Annotated in this window: 19 protein-coding genes; 15 read left to right on the forward strand and 4 right to left on the reverse strand. The window is 38.6% G+C overall.

Features of this window, described 5'->3' with window-relative positions; all coding sequences use genetic code 11:
- Positions 1 to 3 precede the first annotated feature (3 nt).
- The 10 genes from H5180_RS01240 to H5180_RS01285 all read left to right on the forward strand — a co-directional run bounded on the left by H5180_RS01240 (position 4) and on the right by H5180_RS01285 (position 6030).
- Positions 4 to 864 carry an immunity 49 family protein gene (locus H5180_RS01240; RefSeq protein ID WP_182757501.1) on the forward strand — a complete coding sequence of 287 codons (861 nt, stop codon included), beginning with the start codon at positions 4 to 6 and terminating at the stop codon, positions 862 to 864.
- A 325-nt stretch (positions 865 to 1189) separates the two neighbouring features.
- Positions 1190 to 1894 (forward strand): HNH endonuclease, encoded by a 705-nt coding sequence (locus H5180_RS23405; RefSeq protein ID WP_220493010.1) that lies wholly within the window; start codon positions 1190 to 1192, stop codon positions 1892 to 1894.
- Between the two features lie 12 nt (positions 1895 to 1906).
- Positions 1907 to 1984, forward strand: coding sequence for an HNH endonuclease (locus H5180_RS23800; RefSeq protein ID WP_084204281.1), 78 nt, complete (start codon positions 1907 to 1909; stop codon positions 1982 to 1984).
- A 2-nt stretch (positions 1985 to 1986) separates the two neighbouring features.
- The gene (locus H5180_RS01255) at positions 1987 to 2460 is read left to right on the forward strand and encodes an SMI1/KNR4 family protein (RefSeq protein WP_145242511.1); all 474 of its coding nucleotides are present in this window, start codon (positions 1987 to 1989) and stop codon (positions 2458 to 2460) included.
- A gap of 99 nt (positions 2461 to 2559) precedes the next feature.
- Positions 2560 to 2892 carry an immunity protein YezG family protein gene (locus H5180_RS01260; RefSeq protein ID WP_182730839.1) on the forward strand — a complete coding sequence of 111 codons (333 nt, stop codon included), beginning with the start codon at positions 2560 to 2562 and terminating at the stop codon, positions 2890 to 2892.
- Between the two features lie 33 nt (positions 2893 to 2925).
- A complete protein-coding gene (locus H5180_RS01265) occupies positions 2926 to 3258 on the forward strand; it encodes a DUF600 domain-containing protein (RefSeq protein WP_182757502.1) in 333 nt (110 codons plus the stop codon).
- Between the two features lie 61 nt (positions 3259 to 3319).
- Complete coding sequence (locus H5180_RS01270) at positions 3320 to 3562, forward strand: hypothetical protein (protein WP_145242522.1); 243 nt, start codon at positions 3320 to 3322, stop codon at positions 3560 to 3562.
- A gap of 263 nt (positions 3563 to 3825) precedes the next feature.
- On the forward strand, positions 3826 to 4170 hold the full coding sequence (locus tag H5180_RS01275) for a PEGA domain-containing protein (protein WP_145242524.1): 345 nt from the start codon (positions 3826 to 3828) through the stop codon (positions 4168 to 4170).
- A 155-nt stretch (positions 4171 to 4325) separates the two neighbouring features.
- Positions 4326 to 4955, forward strand: a complete 630-nt coding sequence (locus tag H5180_RS01280) for a hypothetical protein (RefSeq protein ID WP_259397348.1) — start codon at positions 4326 to 4328, stop codon at positions 4953 to 4955.
- Complete coding sequence (locus H5180_RS01285) at positions 4945 to 6030, forward strand: rhomboid family intramembrane serine protease (protein WP_145242010.1); 1086 nt, start codon at positions 4945 to 4947, stop codon at positions 6028 to 6030. Before H5180_RS01280 ends, H5180_RS01285 begins: the two co-directional genes overlap by 11 nt.
- A 50-nt stretch (positions 6031 to 6080) precedes the next feature.
- On the opposite strand, the gene H5180_RS01290 is transcribed toward H5180_RS01285, so the two are convergent.
- Both H5180_RS01290 and H5180_RS01295 read right to left on the reverse strand, forming a co-directional pair.
- Positions 6081 to 7277: an iron-containing alcohol dehydrogenase gene (locus tag H5180_RS01290; protein ID WP_182757503.1), complete on the reverse strand. Its 1197-nt coding sequence runs from the start codon at positions 7275 to 7277 to the stop codon at positions 6081 to 6083.
- Positions 7278 to 7323: 46 nt separating this feature from the next.
- Positions 7324 to 7683, reverse strand: a complete 360-nt coding sequence (locus H5180_RS01295; RefSeq protein ID WP_145242014.1) for a DUF1294 domain-containing protein — start codon at positions 7681 to 7683, stop codon at positions 7324 to 7326.
- Between the two features lie 52 nt (positions 7684 to 7735).
- Between H5180_RS01295 and H5180_RS01300 the strand changes: the two genes are divergently transcribed.
- Positions 7736 to 8263 carry a hypothetical protein gene (locus tag H5180_RS01300; protein WP_182757504.1) on the forward strand — a complete coding sequence of 176 codons (528 nt, stop codon included), beginning with the start codon at positions 7736 to 7738 and terminating at the stop codon, positions 8261 to 8263.
- Between the two features lie 267 nt (positions 8264 to 8530).
- Here the strand turns inward: H5180_RS01300 and H5180_RS01305 are convergent, their stop codons facing one another.
- Positions 8531 to 10651 carry a methyl-accepting chemotaxis protein gene (locus tag H5180_RS01305; RefSeq protein WP_182732119.1) on the reverse strand — a complete coding sequence of 707 codons (2121 nt, stop codon included), beginning with the start codon at positions 10649 to 10651 and terminating at the stop codon, positions 8531 to 8533.
- Between the two features lie 440 nt (positions 10652 to 11091).
- Positions 11092 to 11520, reverse strand: a complete 429-nt coding sequence (locus H5180_RS01310; protein ID WP_145242020.1) for an organic hydroperoxide resistance protein — start codon at positions 11518 to 11520, stop codon at positions 11092 to 11094.
- Between the two features lie 125 nt (positions 11521 to 11645).
- Between H5180_RS01310 and H5180_RS01315 the strand changes: the two genes are divergently transcribed.
- The 4 genes from H5180_RS01315 to astB all read left to right on the forward strand — a co-directional run bounded on the left by H5180_RS01315 (position 11646) and on the right by astB (position 15196).
- Entirely contained in the window at positions 11646 to 12077 is a 432-nt protein-coding gene (locus H5180_RS01315; protein WP_145242022.1) for a MarR family winged helix-turn-helix transcriptional regulator, read from the forward strand.
- Between the two features lie 105 nt (positions 12078 to 12182).
- Positions 12183 to 13193, forward strand: coding sequence for a zinc-binding alcohol dehydrogenase family protein (locus H5180_RS01320; protein WP_182732117.1), 1011 nt, complete (start codon positions 12183 to 12185; stop codon positions 13191 to 13193).
- A 361-nt stretch (positions 13194 to 13554) separates the two neighbouring features.
- On the forward strand, positions 13555 to 13785 hold the full coding sequence (locus H5180_RS01325) for a helix-turn-helix domain-containing protein (RefSeq protein WP_182719062.1): 231 nt from the start codon (positions 13555 to 13557) through the stop codon (positions 13783 to 13785).
- Positions 13786 to 13849: 64 nt separating this feature from the next.
- On the forward strand, positions 13850 to 15196 hold the full coding sequence (gene astB, locus H5180_RS01330; RefSeq protein WP_182757505.1) for an N-succinylarginine dihydrolase: 1347 nt from the start codon (positions 13850 to 13852) through the stop codon (positions 15194 to 15196).

The raw sequence follows: 15196 nt of genomic DNA on the forward strand, positions 1-15196 counted from the left end.
TAGATGATTAAAAGCCATTACAGCTTTGCAAAAGTAAGTTATGAACACATGTGTGAGCGATACAAAAAACACGAAGAAAAAAACATTCCTCGCATCCAAAAAAAACCAAGTTTAGGGCTGCAAACTCAATTTAAACGAAATTTAATTGAATCATTCCCAATGGAAGCCATTGAAAACCCCAATGGTTATCATGCTTGGCTGTACTTGCTACGCGCATCGCAATTAGGCCTAGGTATTTTTCAAAGTAACGCCAATGATGGTCAAGCCTTTCCATTTTTTTATGACGATGAATACCTAGAGGTGGTTGGCAAGAAAAACCCTGAAAACGCAGAGCACCCTGTTTGGCTACTTGCTTTATATGCCGCGATTATCGTACGCAACCAAGAGGCCATAGATTTTTTAACCACCATCGACAATGAGGTGTTTGTAAACTCTAATTACGGCAATCAACTCAAACCGTTTGATTATGCCTTAGCTGATTTACTCAAAGGACTGTTCGCCCCAAGCGCCGACTTAGCGCACCTGCTAGAGCAAGCGTATATCACCTCTAACCCGGATGATTACCCTATTGATGAAGCGTATTTGTATGCCAGTCGTCTCAAGTGGCCGTTGGTCTCTGTTATCGAAGCGATTTTCACCGAAAATGGTGAGCAAGCCTACAACAGCACCATGGAAAAAGCTTTATTACTGCACCAAGAATATTACAGTGATGAAGAGCGCATGTGGAATGACCGTGGCGCCATTTCAATACCACTAACCGCAATGGCTGTTATCGCTAAAGAAGTCAAAGGTTATCAACTTACTGTTGAAAATGAGTATATTCCTGATTGGTTAATTAATGTAAACCCACCAAAACCAGAATAAACGAACGTATAAATAAACCCGCTCTTTAACAACATGGATGTTGTGAAGCTAGGCGCTACAGTTTTTTTAAAGACTAGCGTCCTAGCCTTTCATTAGCTTTTACTCCATAAACGCTTTAATACTCTGCTGTAAAAGGCGTGGGAAAAGTCGTGATTAAAAACAGCGGTGAGTCCATGGAAGGCGCTATTGCAGTATTCCGGCTCTTTACCCAACGAAAGTAGGCAAAGGCGACCTTGTTCAGTATTTACGTAAAATAAACTGGCAAGACTTAGGCAAACAAGCCGCCAGTGAAGTCAAAGCAATTATTAAAAGCTTTAGAGATACCTTGCAAGATATTTCAACCAGCTGGAAATACGACCTCCTACTGCCAGACTCGGCCATTGACGGCATGCAAGCCATGGTCAAACAGCTTGATGAAGTCACCCCGCAAATAGACCAAGGGGTAAGAAACGCAGCGCAAGAAATTGGCAATCGCGTAAATAAAGCCCTCGATGAATTTGAGCCACCGGCAAGTACAGGTGTAGTAGGCAAACCGAAGAAAACAGTAGCCAATGAATTAGATGCGCCGAAAGGGAATGATTTAAAGGGGGCTAAAACGGTTAACAGAAACACCGCTATTGACCCTAATAGTTTGGATAAAATAAATGATCTTGCCAGAAAACCTAAATTAACTCCAGATGGGAAAGTTATCCCTATTGGTGGACAACCCTCTGATGCAATTACAATTAGAAATAAGAATAACCTGGATGAAAATGGGTACTTACATCGAAAAGGCAAGAAATTACAGTATGATTCGAATGGTTTCCCCATATTTGACAGTAAATTTGATACCCACATACCTGATCGTCATATAACTTCGGGTAAAGCTACTGAACATTTTAAAGCAGCAAATAAAAATCTTGCTATGCAATTAGAAAGAAACCCAAGTTTAGCCAAGACGCTAGGATTAAGTAATGAACAAGTAGTACATATTATGAAAAAACCACCATCGAAAGATCCAGCAAAGGGTTTAACATGGCATCATCATTAAGATACTGGCAGAATGCAGCTTATTGATAGAACAACACATGACACTTTTAGGCATACTGGTGGTATGTCTATTTGGGGAGGAGGGTATTAATTATGTTAAAATGTGAACCGTATTTGTGGGAAGAAAATAAGCCAACTTACAATCCCGATTACTTAAAGGAACTTGAATGCGAACTTCAGATTAAATTCCCGTCAGAGTTTTTAAACTTCATAGAATTACACTTTGGAGATAAGCCATTTTATTCATCTTTTAAAGTAGGGAAAGGGCAAAGCTCAATCGCACACTTCCTTCATTGCCAAGAGTTAATAGATGATAATTTTGACATTTATAGCATCTCCGAACAAAAAGAAGAAATAGATGAATTTTTATCGAATAAAATAGTGCCTATCGCTATAACTTTTGATTCAAATTTAATCGCTTTTGATTTTCGTCATAAACTGACTGAGCCCGAAGTTATATTTATTATCTCTTCACAACTCGAAGATGGTGATAAAGCAATAAGAAATATTAGCGTAAATTTCCATGAGTTTTTAGCTATCCTAGAAGAAAATGACGACGAATTATGACCTAACAAAGCTAAAGCTAGCTAATGATGCTTTCTTGGATTCAATAATTAAAACAACTCCATCAAAGTAATTTTTTATTGCTATAGGGGGTTAATTATAATGAATAATGTTGATAATATTTACGAGAATATTGCAGAATATCTAGTACAGCAAATCACTGCTGATTGGAAAGAGTGCAAGGTTGAGGTTGAGTTTTTTGGTGATGCTGCTGAGTTTGATGCAACATATACAAATTTTGAGGATAAAAGCTTTGATTTAGAATCAGGGTATTACTTATTTAAAGAGTTCCAAAGTCTCTCTACGATAATGTCAGATAACCCAGAAATTAAATGGAATAAGGCTACCTTTACACTTGAGCCATCAGGCGACTTCAATATTGATTTTGAATGGGATCAAGAGCTGGCTGATGAAATTGAAAGTTATGATCACTAATAGATTCAATTTATCTATGGCTAAGGACAGCACATGCAACCAGACATAAAAAACATCTCGCATCACCTAGGTCAGTACCTTTATCAGCAAATAAATGAGCCGTGGCTTGAAGCACAACTTATTTTAAATTGTGAAGATGAAAACGTACTTGAATGCAAAGCCCATTATCAAACTGCTGCTGATACAAGCAAACAGCCGATTACCGTGACAGACGAGATAGTCGATTTATTCAACACCCTATTTGTGAATGCCACTAAACACCAACCAGAAAACTGGACGCGCGCCATTTTCACGATTAATCGCCAAGGCCAATTTAATCTCAATTTTGAGCGTGAGAATACCGATGATGGCGTTATCACTGCATAAAATACACACTAATTTAAACGCGTAAATTACGCTAATACAAAAAACACTAAGGACACAAAACATGGATGTTAAGAAAAACACCCGCAGCAAGCTAAGCCTAACCGCCTTACTTTTTTCAAATAGATTTATCAAAAGCCCTATTATTCGTATCGCGATCATCTTCGCCATTATTATCGCGTGTTTACTAATGATCAAAGTGGCCATAATGGCCTTTTACATCACTGTATTTATGCTAGTCGCTTTTTTAATATTGGGTACGTGGCAACGATTTACTAAGCTTAAAAAGAGCAAAACCCTAAACTAATATTTATTATAGTCATAATGAAACTGTTTCTTTTATTGCTATAAACATAATAAAATAAGGAAAACTGGTATTTTTTGCAACTATGATTTGAACCTCATCCTTATACATACTAAAATGCCATTTGATTTATAGTTAAAGTAAATATAAAAGTCATGGAAGACTCTAGTAAATACATAATCCTTCCTATTGTTATTCCATGATTTTTCGTTGCTAAAAGTGATATAAACAAAGATGTTTATAATGAACAATTTAATGGAGTAATTATGAAAAAATTAAGTGCGCTGGTTGCTATAGTGATGCTATCAGGTTGTTCAAGTAACCCTAAAGTTGAACAACAGACGGCTTCTGCTGAGCAATCTGTTGTCACCACAGAAGAAGTAAACAGTGCAATATCACTGACCGTTATTACTTCTCCTGATGATGCCCGTATTCGCATAATGAATATAAAGCCGAAATACCAAGCAGGTATTGAACTCGATGAAGGTAAATACGACATCGAAATTACTAAAGACGGTTACTTAACCTATAGAAAGTGGGTTACTGTTGATAAGAAAACGATCCTGACTATCGAGTTAGATCAAATTGAAGCAAGCCAATCTGCATTATGACACCACTGATGGCAAGTTTATTCTTGCCATCACCAATTTGTATTGCCTGTGTTAAAAATTAAGTATAGTTTCCATAAAAAGTAATTGTCGTATTAAAAAAATCCCCGTATCCTGTTGCGCTTATTAAATGGACAGTAAAAATAAGGATATGAATTTTGGAGTCATCACAAAACCACTCTGACCAAGCAAATACACCTCCTCGAATACCTAACGTACTGAAAAAAGTTGATAATAAAGAGCTAAAAAGTACTAGCTTTTGGTTGAACCAAGTGTTTTTAGTACTTTCAACTATTTTTGGTGTTTACTTAGCTGCGCAAAGCGGTTTAGAGCAAGCACTAAAATTTGATTCATATAGTAAAATGGAGGATAACTATTATTTGCGTACTTCATTATATGATGAAGTAAATGATAATTTAGAGAATATAAAACGCTATTCGTTACTTTTAGCCAAAAGCCCACACACAAGTGAACTTGAATATAATAAACCCACGCTTGAAAAGTATATTTGGCAAACTATGCAGTACTCACCAACAACTCTTGAAACTCCGAGTATATTTCTAACACAAATTCGTCGTTTTTATAGTCGTGCTGAGTTTGTCATTGATGCGGCGTTAAAGCGTAAAATGTCTGCGCGCCAAGCGTCAATTGAACTAAATCAAATTGCCGATATTATTGAGCAACAAACATTACCTCAACTAAAAGCTAGTGCATTAAATTTACAACAAGAATTACAACAAAACGATATTATTATCGGCTCATTGAAGGAGGCTGATAATGCCAACTAAACGCTGCCCTCACTGCAAAGATCACCCTTTGGATGTTACTCATTATCAAGGTGAAGAGATAGATATCTGTCGCGAATGCGGTGGCTTATGGTTTGAAAAAAACGAAGTTAACCGGATGATTGCCGAAATCAACGAAGGTCCTATTGGTGAAAAATACGAGACTCATTTTGGTGAGTCATTAGGTATTTCTAAGCTAGACTGTCCCGATTGCAGTAAGAACCTTGAGCGCTTTCATTTACTCGAAGATTTTCATACCGAAATTGATGTTTGCCGTCATTGTGATGGCAGTTGGATTGAAAAAGGTCAATTAGAAAGCGTTGAAAACAGCCCCGAGCTCAAAGCAAGCCTAGACAAGCTAAACCAAAAAGTTAGTTGGAAAACTTATCTGTTTCAATTTTTAACGCAAATGCCCGTTGAATATAACCTAAAACCAAAACAAACGCCGTGGGTTACTCGCGGTTTAATTGCACTCAATGCCATTGTTTTTGCCTTGTATTTTTTCAATTCAGACGCATTCAGTGCCACCCTCGAATTATTTGCAATGAATCCAAGTAAGATCTCTCAAGGCGAACATTTATGGAGCGTGATTACCTGTGTTTTTTTACACGGCTCAGTAATGCACCTTATTGGTAATATGTACTTTTTATACATTATTGGTGATAACCTCGAAGACGTATTAGGTCATAAAAAGTTTTTAATATGGTATATGGTATGCGGTTTGGCAGCGTCTTTTGCTAGCTTTATCGTTGATCCCAGCTCGATTATTCCAAGTGTCGGGGCTAGCGGCGCAATTGCAGGGCTATTTGGTATGTACTTAATGTGGTTTAGGCACGCCAGCCTAACTTTTATGTTTATCATTTATCAAAAGAAATTATCTGCAGTGTGGTTTTTTGTAATTTGGTTAGGGATCAATATTTATGGCATGATTGCAGCACCTGATGGTATCGATTATGGCGCTCATATAGGTGGCTTTATCGCAGGGTTATTGATCGGCTTTGCTCTTAAAGCAAAAATCACTGCACAAAATCCTATAATTGAATTATTAAATCAACCTGAAGCACAGTTAAAACGCTAATTTAACGCTTAAACCTTCCCTATCTGTGCTGATGGGAAGGTTTTCATTAATTACGTATCACTCACTACTTTATGAATAATGGCTTGGCATTGAGCTACGTTCATAAATTTTGGTACTGGATAGTCCCAGTTAGCCTCTACAATTGCAGCATCAGCAAGCTTAGGTATATCAGCTACTTTTAGCTCTTTTAAATGACGAGGGATAGCTAGATCAATAAGTAACTGCTCTAAGGTGTTTAATAGTATTGCTGCTTTTTCTGCTGGTTTTTGGTGTGATTGTGTTAATTGGCAATGATCAGCAATAGCCGCCAGCTTTTTATCTATACTGGAACCATAAAATTTCAGCACATGCATCAATACCACACTATTTGCTAAACCGTGAGCTGTGCCGTATTGCGCGCCAAATTGATGCGCTATAGCATGCACATAACCTACAGATGTTCGGGTAAACGCTTGTCCTGCATAAAATGAAGCGAGTAACATATTTTCCCGCGCAACTAAGTCATTATCATTTTTATACGCTGTTAATAAATTTTGTAAAATAAGTTCGATTGCCCGCAATGACTTGTCATCACTAAAAGCAAGGCCATTAGTGCCTATGTATGCCTCAAGTGCATGCGTGAGTGCATCGATACCTGTAGCTGCGGTAATAAAATCAGGCACCGTTTGTGTTAGCTCAGCAATTAAAACTGCATCACTTGGTACAAGAGCAAAGTCAGTGGCGGCATATTTTGTTTGCATTTGCGGATCGTTTACCACCGCAGCAACGGTCGTTTCTGAGCCAGTACCTGCGGTTGTTGGAATAGCACATAATGGGGGAAGTTTTTTCAGTACTTTAAACAAGCCTTTTAACTGCTTAACTGATTTATTAGGTCTTACTGCACGTGCGCCAATTAATTTGGCACAGTCAATTACTGAGCCGCCACCAACGGCGATAATACTATGACATGTGTATTGCTGATAAAGTGCTAAACCGCTTTCAACATTGCTAATCGTTGGATTAGCATCAACGTCACTAAACAGCTGCCAAGAGATTGCCTGCTCATCCAGCAAAGCTAAAATGGGAGCAACAACGCCTAAATTTTTTAACGTATTGTCAGTTACAACTAACACAGGTTTATTAGGATTAAGTAATGCAAGCCATTGCTTAAACCCGCTATAACCTTGATACAAACGCGGATCAGGAATACCAATAAAAATAACAATACATTTTAAAATAAAATGATAGCAGCGATATAAAAAATACATAAAATCAGACTTTTGTTATTTTTAGGTTACCTGATAGTGCATCAATTTAAAGCAATTGCCAATAATAGGCAGCCCCTAATACAGAAGTATTTATAATGATAGTGAGCCAAAGTACCGCAATAAATGCACGTTTTTGTGATTTATGTCTTAACCATTGCTGAGCGATCAGTGCTCCCGGCCAACCACAAATTAATGCTAAAATATGTAAACTACGTTCCGGCACTCTAATAGGCTGATCTGTTGACTCTATCGCCAAACGCTTATCCCATTTATAAACTAAAAACGTAATACTGCTCATAGTACAGTAAACACTGGCGACCAAATATGGCCAATAATCAAGCAGCCCACCAATCACTAATACAACTAGAAAACTAACAGAAAAAAGCAATAATGTTTTTTTAATCAACGGACTCTCGCCTATACTACAATTTGAAAAACTAATAATGATAGGCACGATTATGTCATACCTAAAAACACTTTTACTATCTTTTTGCTTTATCTACGCTGGTGCTATTAGTGCACAAACGATTGACTTAGCACCAGAGCTTGAAGTATTTAAACCTTACCTCGGCACATGGCAAGCTGATTTCAATGTTGCCGATAATAAGCCAAAGATTCAGGATGTAAGTCGCTGGGAGCGAGCCCTCAATGGGAAAGCAATTCGTACCCTTCACTCAATTAATGAAGGTGAATATGGCGGCGAATCAATGATATTTTGGGATAGTAAAAAGCAGTCATTAGTTTTTTATTATTTCACTACAGCAGGCTTTTATACTCAAGGGACATTGAAAGTATTGAGCCCTACGCAGTTTGTAGCATACGAAACCGTAACAGGTTCAAAAGAAGGCATTACAAAAGTAAAATCAACCAGTGATTTTAAAGATGAGCAGTTTGTTGTCTCTACCTCTTATTTAAAAAAGGGTGAATGGACAAAACCTGAAAAACGTATTTACACTCGCAGTAACAAACAGGTTATTTTAAAATAGAAACGGCATAAAAATAGTCGAGTAAATCGATTTGCTGGACTGATGATTTACGTATAAAAGCCATACCTAATTTGAAAGAGGTAGCGCGTTGAAATATTTTGCCGCTCTTTGGTTTGTATTATTTTGACAGCTGAATTAGGGGTGGACCTAGTTTAGAGTTGATAATGTAACTCAAACTAACCACGCCGAAGTGGCGTGGCTAGTTTGTGAGCGACAGGTTAAGTTATACCGGTTTTATACAGAACCAAGTTAATCACATTGGAGGTATTATGTTTTCAATTTATTCAATTCATCGTCTTGTTGTGCAACAAGCTGATTGAGCATTTGACTACCATCGCCAGCTTGAGTTGATAAATCAGCAAGTTGTGATGCAGCATCGGAGATCAACGTTAAATTACGATTAATTTCTTCAGTTACAGAACTTTGCTCCTCTGCAGCCGTCGCTATTTGGGTGATCTGATTAGTTATCTCTTCTACTTTAATTACCACACTGTGTAAAGCATCAAAAGCAACGGTAGTTTCATCAACTGCAGTTTGTGCTCGCACAACTCCTTTTTCAATCACTGTTGAGGCATTACCCACTTCAAGCTGTAAGTTGTCAATTAAGCCACTAATGTCATCTGTTGACGCACGAGTTTTAGATGCCAGAGCACGCACTTCATCGGCTACGACAGCAAAGCCTCGCCCCTGTTCACCAGCGCGAGCTGCCTCAATCGCAGCATTAAGTGCGAGTAAATTAGTTTGCTCTGAAATAGTGCGGATCACATCTAAAATTTGTGTAATATCGTTACTACGCGCCGCCACCTTGGCTACGGCTTGATTGGCTTGCTTTATTTCTTCAGACATAGTTTTCACTTGTGATACCGCAGACGATAAACTCGCTTCGCTACTGACCACTAATGAATTGATTTCATCCGCTTGCTGCGCTGATTGCTCTGAAGCACGGGCAACTTCAAGTGCAGTGGCACTCATTTCATTCATTGCCGTTACGACACTTTCAATTTCTTGAAACTGAGCTTGCACATTTTGCTTAGTATCAACGGCTACATGTGCGGCAATTTGTGCCTGCTCCTTAGTTTGCCCTGATACATCTTTTAATTGCGCAATTAAATCACGTAACTTTTCCAAAAACGCATTAAACCCAACAGCGAGCGCAATTAACTCTGCATGAGTGTCAACCGTTAACGTTTGTGTTAAATCCCCTTCACTACTGGCTAAATTATCAACCCGTAACTGAATTTGTTGCAGCGGCGCCACGATGCTTTTGACAACTAAAGTCATAATAATAAATGCAGCGCCAGCAATCACTAATCCAGATATTAAAATTAACCCACCAAGAGTGTTGGCATTATCTTGCATACTTGCACTGAGCTGCTGTGGTCCTTGTAGTGCAAGCTCTGCAGGTACTTCTACTAGCAAAGTCCACTGACGACCAGCAAGTTTAATATCTATTGGGTAATTGACTAAATATTCATTTTCGCTCTTTTGTACTCCAGAGCTTTCTTTCAAACTAGTATAATTTTTTAACACCGAGGCAGAGACTGCTTCTTTTAGCGGACGACCAAGTTTGTCTTTGTTATGACTACTACCCACAATTAAATCCATCGAACTTAATAAGGTAACTCGCGCCTGACCATTATATAATTCTTTTGATAACTGCTCGGTCATAGTTTGAAAAACTGGCAGTGTAATATCAACGCCACTGAGGCCAATAAACTTACCGTCGCGCAGTATTGGCACAGTCAAAGATGTCATCATTTCCGAATTGCCGGGGGAGATTTCGTACAAGTAGGGTTCCATAATGCACGGTTTTTTAGTGTCTTTAGCACATAAGTACCACTCAGCCTCACGTTGACCAAATTCGTTTAAAGTCGTAACGTATTTTTCTGCTGCATCTTCAACAACTTGCTGTTCAATCACACCTTCACGGCTGCGAGTGAAGTAAATCTCTAAGGTGCCTTGGCCTGCGACTGAATGATCAAAACCACTTTTATATTGTTGATCGTTACCATCAAAACCATTAGCTTCAAATTGCGAGTAGATTGAAGAAAGTATCGAATTACCTTCTATAATAGAGCGATTAAGCTGTACCACCGAATCACGTGTTAAAGCATCTTTAGCCGATTCATTACCAAGTATCGCAGCGAGTGAAAAAGGCACTCGATATGCTTCGTTGATAAACCCTGCGATTTTTTCACCGTACACTGCAGCATTACTGGTGAGCTTTTCTTCTACCTCTGTAACTATCAATTTTTCAGCTTGTGCTGATAACACTTTATTGCTGCTTGATAATTGCCACCAAAGCACACTCGATAGCACTACAACGGTGATAAAAATACTACCTAAAGTAAGCCATAGTAACTTTTTCGCCAACGCTAATTGCCGCATTCCACTTATCCTCGAATTAAAACTACGTTTACATTCTAGTTCAATTATTCATAAGTTAATCAATTTTGTTGAAAAAAACCGTATTAATGGATATTTCTAGACCACTCAACCTAACCAGTGGTTAATAAACTTTCCCGATAACAAAGCCAATTTAGACATCGAGTTGATCATTACTGAACTATTTGTGTTAATGCTTGGCAATGACATACATGGTTTAACATACTGAAATAGTATTAATATACAATGATATAAGTGAGGATATTGATTGTCGGGTAGCGCAAACTAAGGATTACAAATTTTAGTACAGATTATCACAATTGCGCTTCTTGGTTATAAATGGCGCTCTAAAAAGCTCATGGTTATAAATAAAAGCCACAAAAAAGGCGCATTTAAAATAAAAATGCGCCTTTAAAAATATAAATTATTAAATTTACAATAAGTTAGATAACCGACAATTCAATTGCGATATTACCACGAGTAGCATTTGAATATGGGCAAACTTCGTGTGCTTTAGCCACTAACGCTTCTGCGGTGTCTTTATCTACATCACCGACAAAAACAGCTAATTTTACAGCGATACCGAAACCACCTTCGATTGGACCAATCGATACTTCTGAATCAATACGGGTATCAGCAGGTAACTTAACTTTTGCTTGGCCTGCAACTAATTTTAATGCGCCAATAAAACACGCTGCATAACCCGCTGCAAACAACTGCTCAGGGTTAGTGCCTTGACCATCATCGCCACCTAACCCTTTTGGAGTTGAAAGTGCCACATCTAAACGGCCATCGTCTGATTTTGCAGTGCCCTCGCGGCCACCCGTTGCAGTTGCTTTAGCTGTGTAAGCGACTTGTAGTAATTCTTTCATAATGTTTTCCTTATTTAAGGTTGGGACTGAATTTATTTTGCATGCAAAATAATAAAGTAGTTTATTGAGCATTGCAAATATTTTGCATGCAAATTAAAATGCAGTGTCATCATTCGAGAGCTACTATGAAATATCCACAATTGAAATTAGATAATCAAATTTGTCATCGTCTGTATATGGCCTCCAATTCAGTGGTACGTGCCTATCGAGATGCACTAAACGAACTTGAACTGACCTATCCACAGTATGTGGTGATGATGGCGCTCTGGGAAGAAGATGAGATCAGTATTGCACAGCTGCTGGAAAAAACCGCAATAGATGGCGGCGCCATGACACAAATTTTGAAAAAAATGACCGATAAAAGCTTATTAGCCGTGGTTAAAGATGAAACAGATAAACGTAAGCGAGTCGTAAAGTTACACAAACAAGGCATACAGCTGCAACAACAAGCAGCGAATATCCCTGAGCAAATTCGTTGCCGTTTTCCATCTATTACGCAGCAAGAAGCCACACAACTAATTACTTTACTTGATAAACTCAATACTGACTTAAGTTAATTATCAAAAATTTTGAGAGAGATTCGTGTATATATACCCCCACTCTTTTTCTATTATAAAACTGCGTTATAGTGGGTGCAGCAAAACAATTTAACGGAGCAACTCATGAAAGCCATTGGATACCAAACAGCAACCAAAACACTTAGCAATCATTCTTTCGAAGCCATCGAGTTACCTATTCCAACAGCATCCGGTCACGATTTATTGGTCGAAGTAAAAGCAATTTCAGTTAATCCTGTCGATGCGAAGATCCGCGCAAATGTTAGCCCTGAACAAGGTCATAAAGTCATTGGTTGGGACGCTGTTGGGATCGTAAAAGCTGTTGGTGATAAAGTAAGTTTATTTAATCTGGGCGACCGGGTTTATTACGCCGGTGATTTAACTCGCTCAGGCAGTAATGCTGAATTTCAACTAGTTGATGAACGTATTGTTGGCCGTGCGCCTACTACCTTGAACGATGCCCAAGCTGCTGCGTTACCGCTAACCAGTATTACAGCCTGGGAATTACTGTTTGATCGTTTGCAAATATCACGTTCCAACAATGCAAAACCAGCTTCATTATTAGTTATTGGTGCCGCAGGCGGTGTTGGCTCAATTTTAGTGCAGTTGGCCAAACAGCTAACCAACTTAACGGTGATAGGTACAGCATCACGCGTAGATAGCGTTAGCTGGTTAAATGCGCTAGGTGTTGATCAAGTGCTTGATCACTCACAAAGCTTAGATGCACAACGAATAGAGCATAATCTTGCTGAATTTGATTATGTAATTAGCCTCACTCATACCGATCAACATCTTGATGAAATTATTAAAGTGATCAAACCACAAGGTAAATTAGCTTTAATAGACGACCCAGCAAGTTTTGATATTTTAGCGCTCAAGCGTAAGAGTATCTCACTGCATTGGGAGTTTATGTATACTCGTTCAATGTTCCAAACTGACGATATGATAGCGCAACATCAGTTACTTACTGAATTAGCAGAGCTAGTTGATAACGGCATCATTAAAACTACCTTAGGCCAACATTTAGGGAAAATTAATATAGAAAACCTGCTCAAAGCGCACGCAATATTAGAATCTCATCAATCACGCGGTAAGCTGGTACTTGAAGGGTTTTAAACTTACTTAATATTATTGCGCGCTCATCTGAACGCACAATAATTCCCCTTCTGCTCCAGCAAAGTGCAAAGCCATCATTATTTTTCACTACATTAGTGCTTATACTCAATCATACAACAACGAAAAAACCTTAAGCTATTGATTTGTTTTAACTAAAAATAATTATTCAGACTGGCACAGATCTTCCTTACAAAAGAGTAACTCACTAATCTGAGTTTTATCTTCATTTACCTCGTCTACAGGGAGCGAGCTATGACTAATATTTATCATATGTTGTATTTACTATGGCGCTTAGATATAAGCATTTGGCATATTCACCATGCCAATGATCCTCACACCACCGCAGAAAAGGAGCGTGAATATGTTAAGTAACTACCCGCACTTAGATGAAGCGCTTAAAAAGTTGTCGGTGCATCAATTAACAATTAGCCAAGCCTCCGAGCACTATGATTTACCCAAACGAGTGATCTATAAAGCACTGCGTCAACAACAAGCAAAAATAGCACAGCAAAAAAGCTACCTACTCGCAGCACAAAAACGTTTGCAACAAAACTTGCAGAGCGTAGAACTAGAATTAGCTAATTTTAATTAACCTACTACTGATTATTTTCTGTATAGTTTAAATACACTAAAATTAGTAAAATTGCAGGATAACTATGACAGCTGTAGAAGTTAATTTTGATGGCCTTGTAGGCCCGACTCATAACTACGCGGGATTATCATACGGTAACGTAGCATCATTAAATAATGCGGCAAGTTACTCCAATCCAAAAGAGGCGGTACTGCAAGGCTTAGCGAAAATGAAAGCTATGCATGACTTGGGACTAACTCAAGGGGTATTTGCCCCAAATGCCCGCCCTGATATAAATGTATTGCGTCGTTTAGGATTTACAGGCACTGCTGAACAAGTGATCAGTAAAGCGTTTAAAGCTGATCCTGTTTTAGTTCGCGCATGTTATTCAGCATCATCAATGTGGACTGCCAATGCCGGCACTGTATCACCATCAGCCGACACACTTGATGGCAAAGTTCACTTTACTGCTGCTAATTTGAATAACAAATTTCATCGCTCCCTTGAGCCTCAAACAACAACACGATTACTTAAAGCCATGTTTAATAACGAAGGCTACTTTAGTCATCATACCCATTTGCCAGATCAAGGTTTTTTTGGTGATGAGGGCGCGGCTAACCATACTCGCTTAGGCGACGAGCATGGTGTTCAAGGTTTGGAGCTGTTTGTATATGGTGCCAGCGCATTTAACAGCGCACTGCCTAAGCCAGTTAAATTTCCTGCAAGGCAGACACTTGAAGCATCACAAGCAATATGCCGACTACATCAGCTAAAACCATCTAGCCAATTAATGATTCAACAAAACCCTGAGGTGATTGATCAAGGGGTGTTCCATAATGACGTAATCGCGGTGGGTAACGCCAATGTATTACTCTGTCACGAGCAAGCTTTCTTAAATCAGCCTATCGCCCTACAACAAATAAAAGATGCATATATTGGCGACAAAACACTGCATATTATTGAGGTGCCAACAGCCAAAGTAAGCGTGCAAGATGCTGTAACTAGCTATTTATTTAATAGCCAACTAGTTAGTTTAAACAATGGCAAAATGTTACTAGTTGCTCCACAAGAATGTAAAAACAATCAGGCAGTTAACAGTTATATTGAAGAAGTGATCCTTGCAGACAATCCAATTGATCAAGTGCAATTTTTTGATTTAAAACAAAGCATGCAAAATGGTGGTGGCCCTGCTTGCTTACGTTTACGTGTAGCGCTAAATCAACAAGAACTCGCGGCAGTCAACCCTGCGGTTATTTTAAACGATAGTAAGTACCAACAACTGTGTGATTGGGCGAATAAGCACTATCGTGACAAACTTAGCAATGATGATTTTGCAGATCCAAACTTGTTACGTGAAAGCTGGCAAGCGCTGGATGAATTAACTCAACATCTGCACCTAGGCTCTGTGTATCCATTTCAATTAGAAGGATAA

The organism is Pseudoalteromonas sp. SR41-4, from assembly GCF_014163985.1.
Taxonomy (GTDB): Bacteria; Pseudomonadota; Gammaproteobacteria; order Enterobacterales; family Alteromonadaceae; genus Pseudoalteromonas; species Pseudoalteromonas rhizosphaerae.

Bases quoted from the DNA above. Each gene is read 5' to 3' on its own strand.
- H5180_RS01320 (WP_182732117.1), top strand. From the start codon at position 12,183: ATGAAAGCCATTGGATACCAAACAGCAACCAAAACACTTAGCAATCAT.
- H5180_RS01285 (WP_145242010.1), top strand. From the start codon at position 4,945: ATGCCAACTAAACGCTGCCCTCACTGCAAAGATCACCCTTTGGATGTT.
- H5180_RS01275 (WP_145242524.1), top strand. From the start codon at position 3,826: ATGAAAAAATTAAGTGCGCTGGTTGCTATAGTGATGCTATCAGGTTGT.
- H5180_RS01300 (WP_182757504.1), top strand. From the start codon at position 7,736: ATGTCATACCTAAAAACACTTTTACTATCTTTTTGCTTTATCTACGCT.
- H5180_RS01310 (WP_145242020.1), bottom strand. From the start codon at position 11,520: ATGAAAGAATTACTACAAGTCGCTTACACAGCTAAAGCAACTGCAACG.
- H5180_RS01270 (WP_145242522.1), top strand. From the start codon at position 3,320: ATGGATGTTAAGAAAAACACCCGCAGCAAGCTAAGCCTAACCGCCTTA.
- H5180_RS01260 (WP_182730839.1), top strand. From the start codon at position 2,560: ATGAATAATGTTGATAATATTTACGAGAATATTGCAGAATATCTAGTA.
- astB (WP_182757505.1), top strand. From the start codon at position 13,850: ATGACAGCTGTAGAAGTTAATTTTGATGGCCTTGTAGGCCCGACTCAT.
- H5180_RS23800 (WP_084204281.1), top strand. From the start codon at position 1,907: ATGCAGCTTATTGATAGAACAACACATGACACTTTTAGGCATACTGGT.
- H5180_RS01255 (WP_145242511.1), top strand. From the start codon at position 1,987: ATGTTAAAATGTGAACCGTATTTGTGGGAAGAAAATAAGCCAACTTAC.
- H5180_RS01315 (WP_145242022.1), top strand. From the start codon at position 11,646: ATGAAATATCCACAATTGAAATTAGATAATCAAATTTGTCATCGTCTG.
- H5180_RS01265 (WP_182757502.1), top strand. From the start codon at position 2,926: ATGCAACCAGACATAAAAAACATCTCGCATCACCTAGGTCAGTACCTT.
- H5180_RS01325 (WP_182719062.1), top strand. From the start codon at position 13,555: ATGTTAAGTAACTACCCGCACTTAGATGAAGCGCTTAAAAAGTTGTCG.
- H5180_RS01290 (WP_182757503.1), bottom strand. From the start codon at position 7,277: ATGTATTTTTTATATCGCTGCTATCATTTTATTTTAAAATGTATTGTT.
- H5180_RS01240 (WP_182757501.1), top strand. From the start codon at position 4: ATGATTAAAAGCCATTACAGCTTTGCAAAAGTAAGTTATGAACACATG.
- H5180_RS01305 (WP_182732119.1), bottom strand. From the start codon at position 10,651: ATGCGGCAATTAGCGTTGGCGAAAAAGTTACTATGGCTTACTTTAGGT.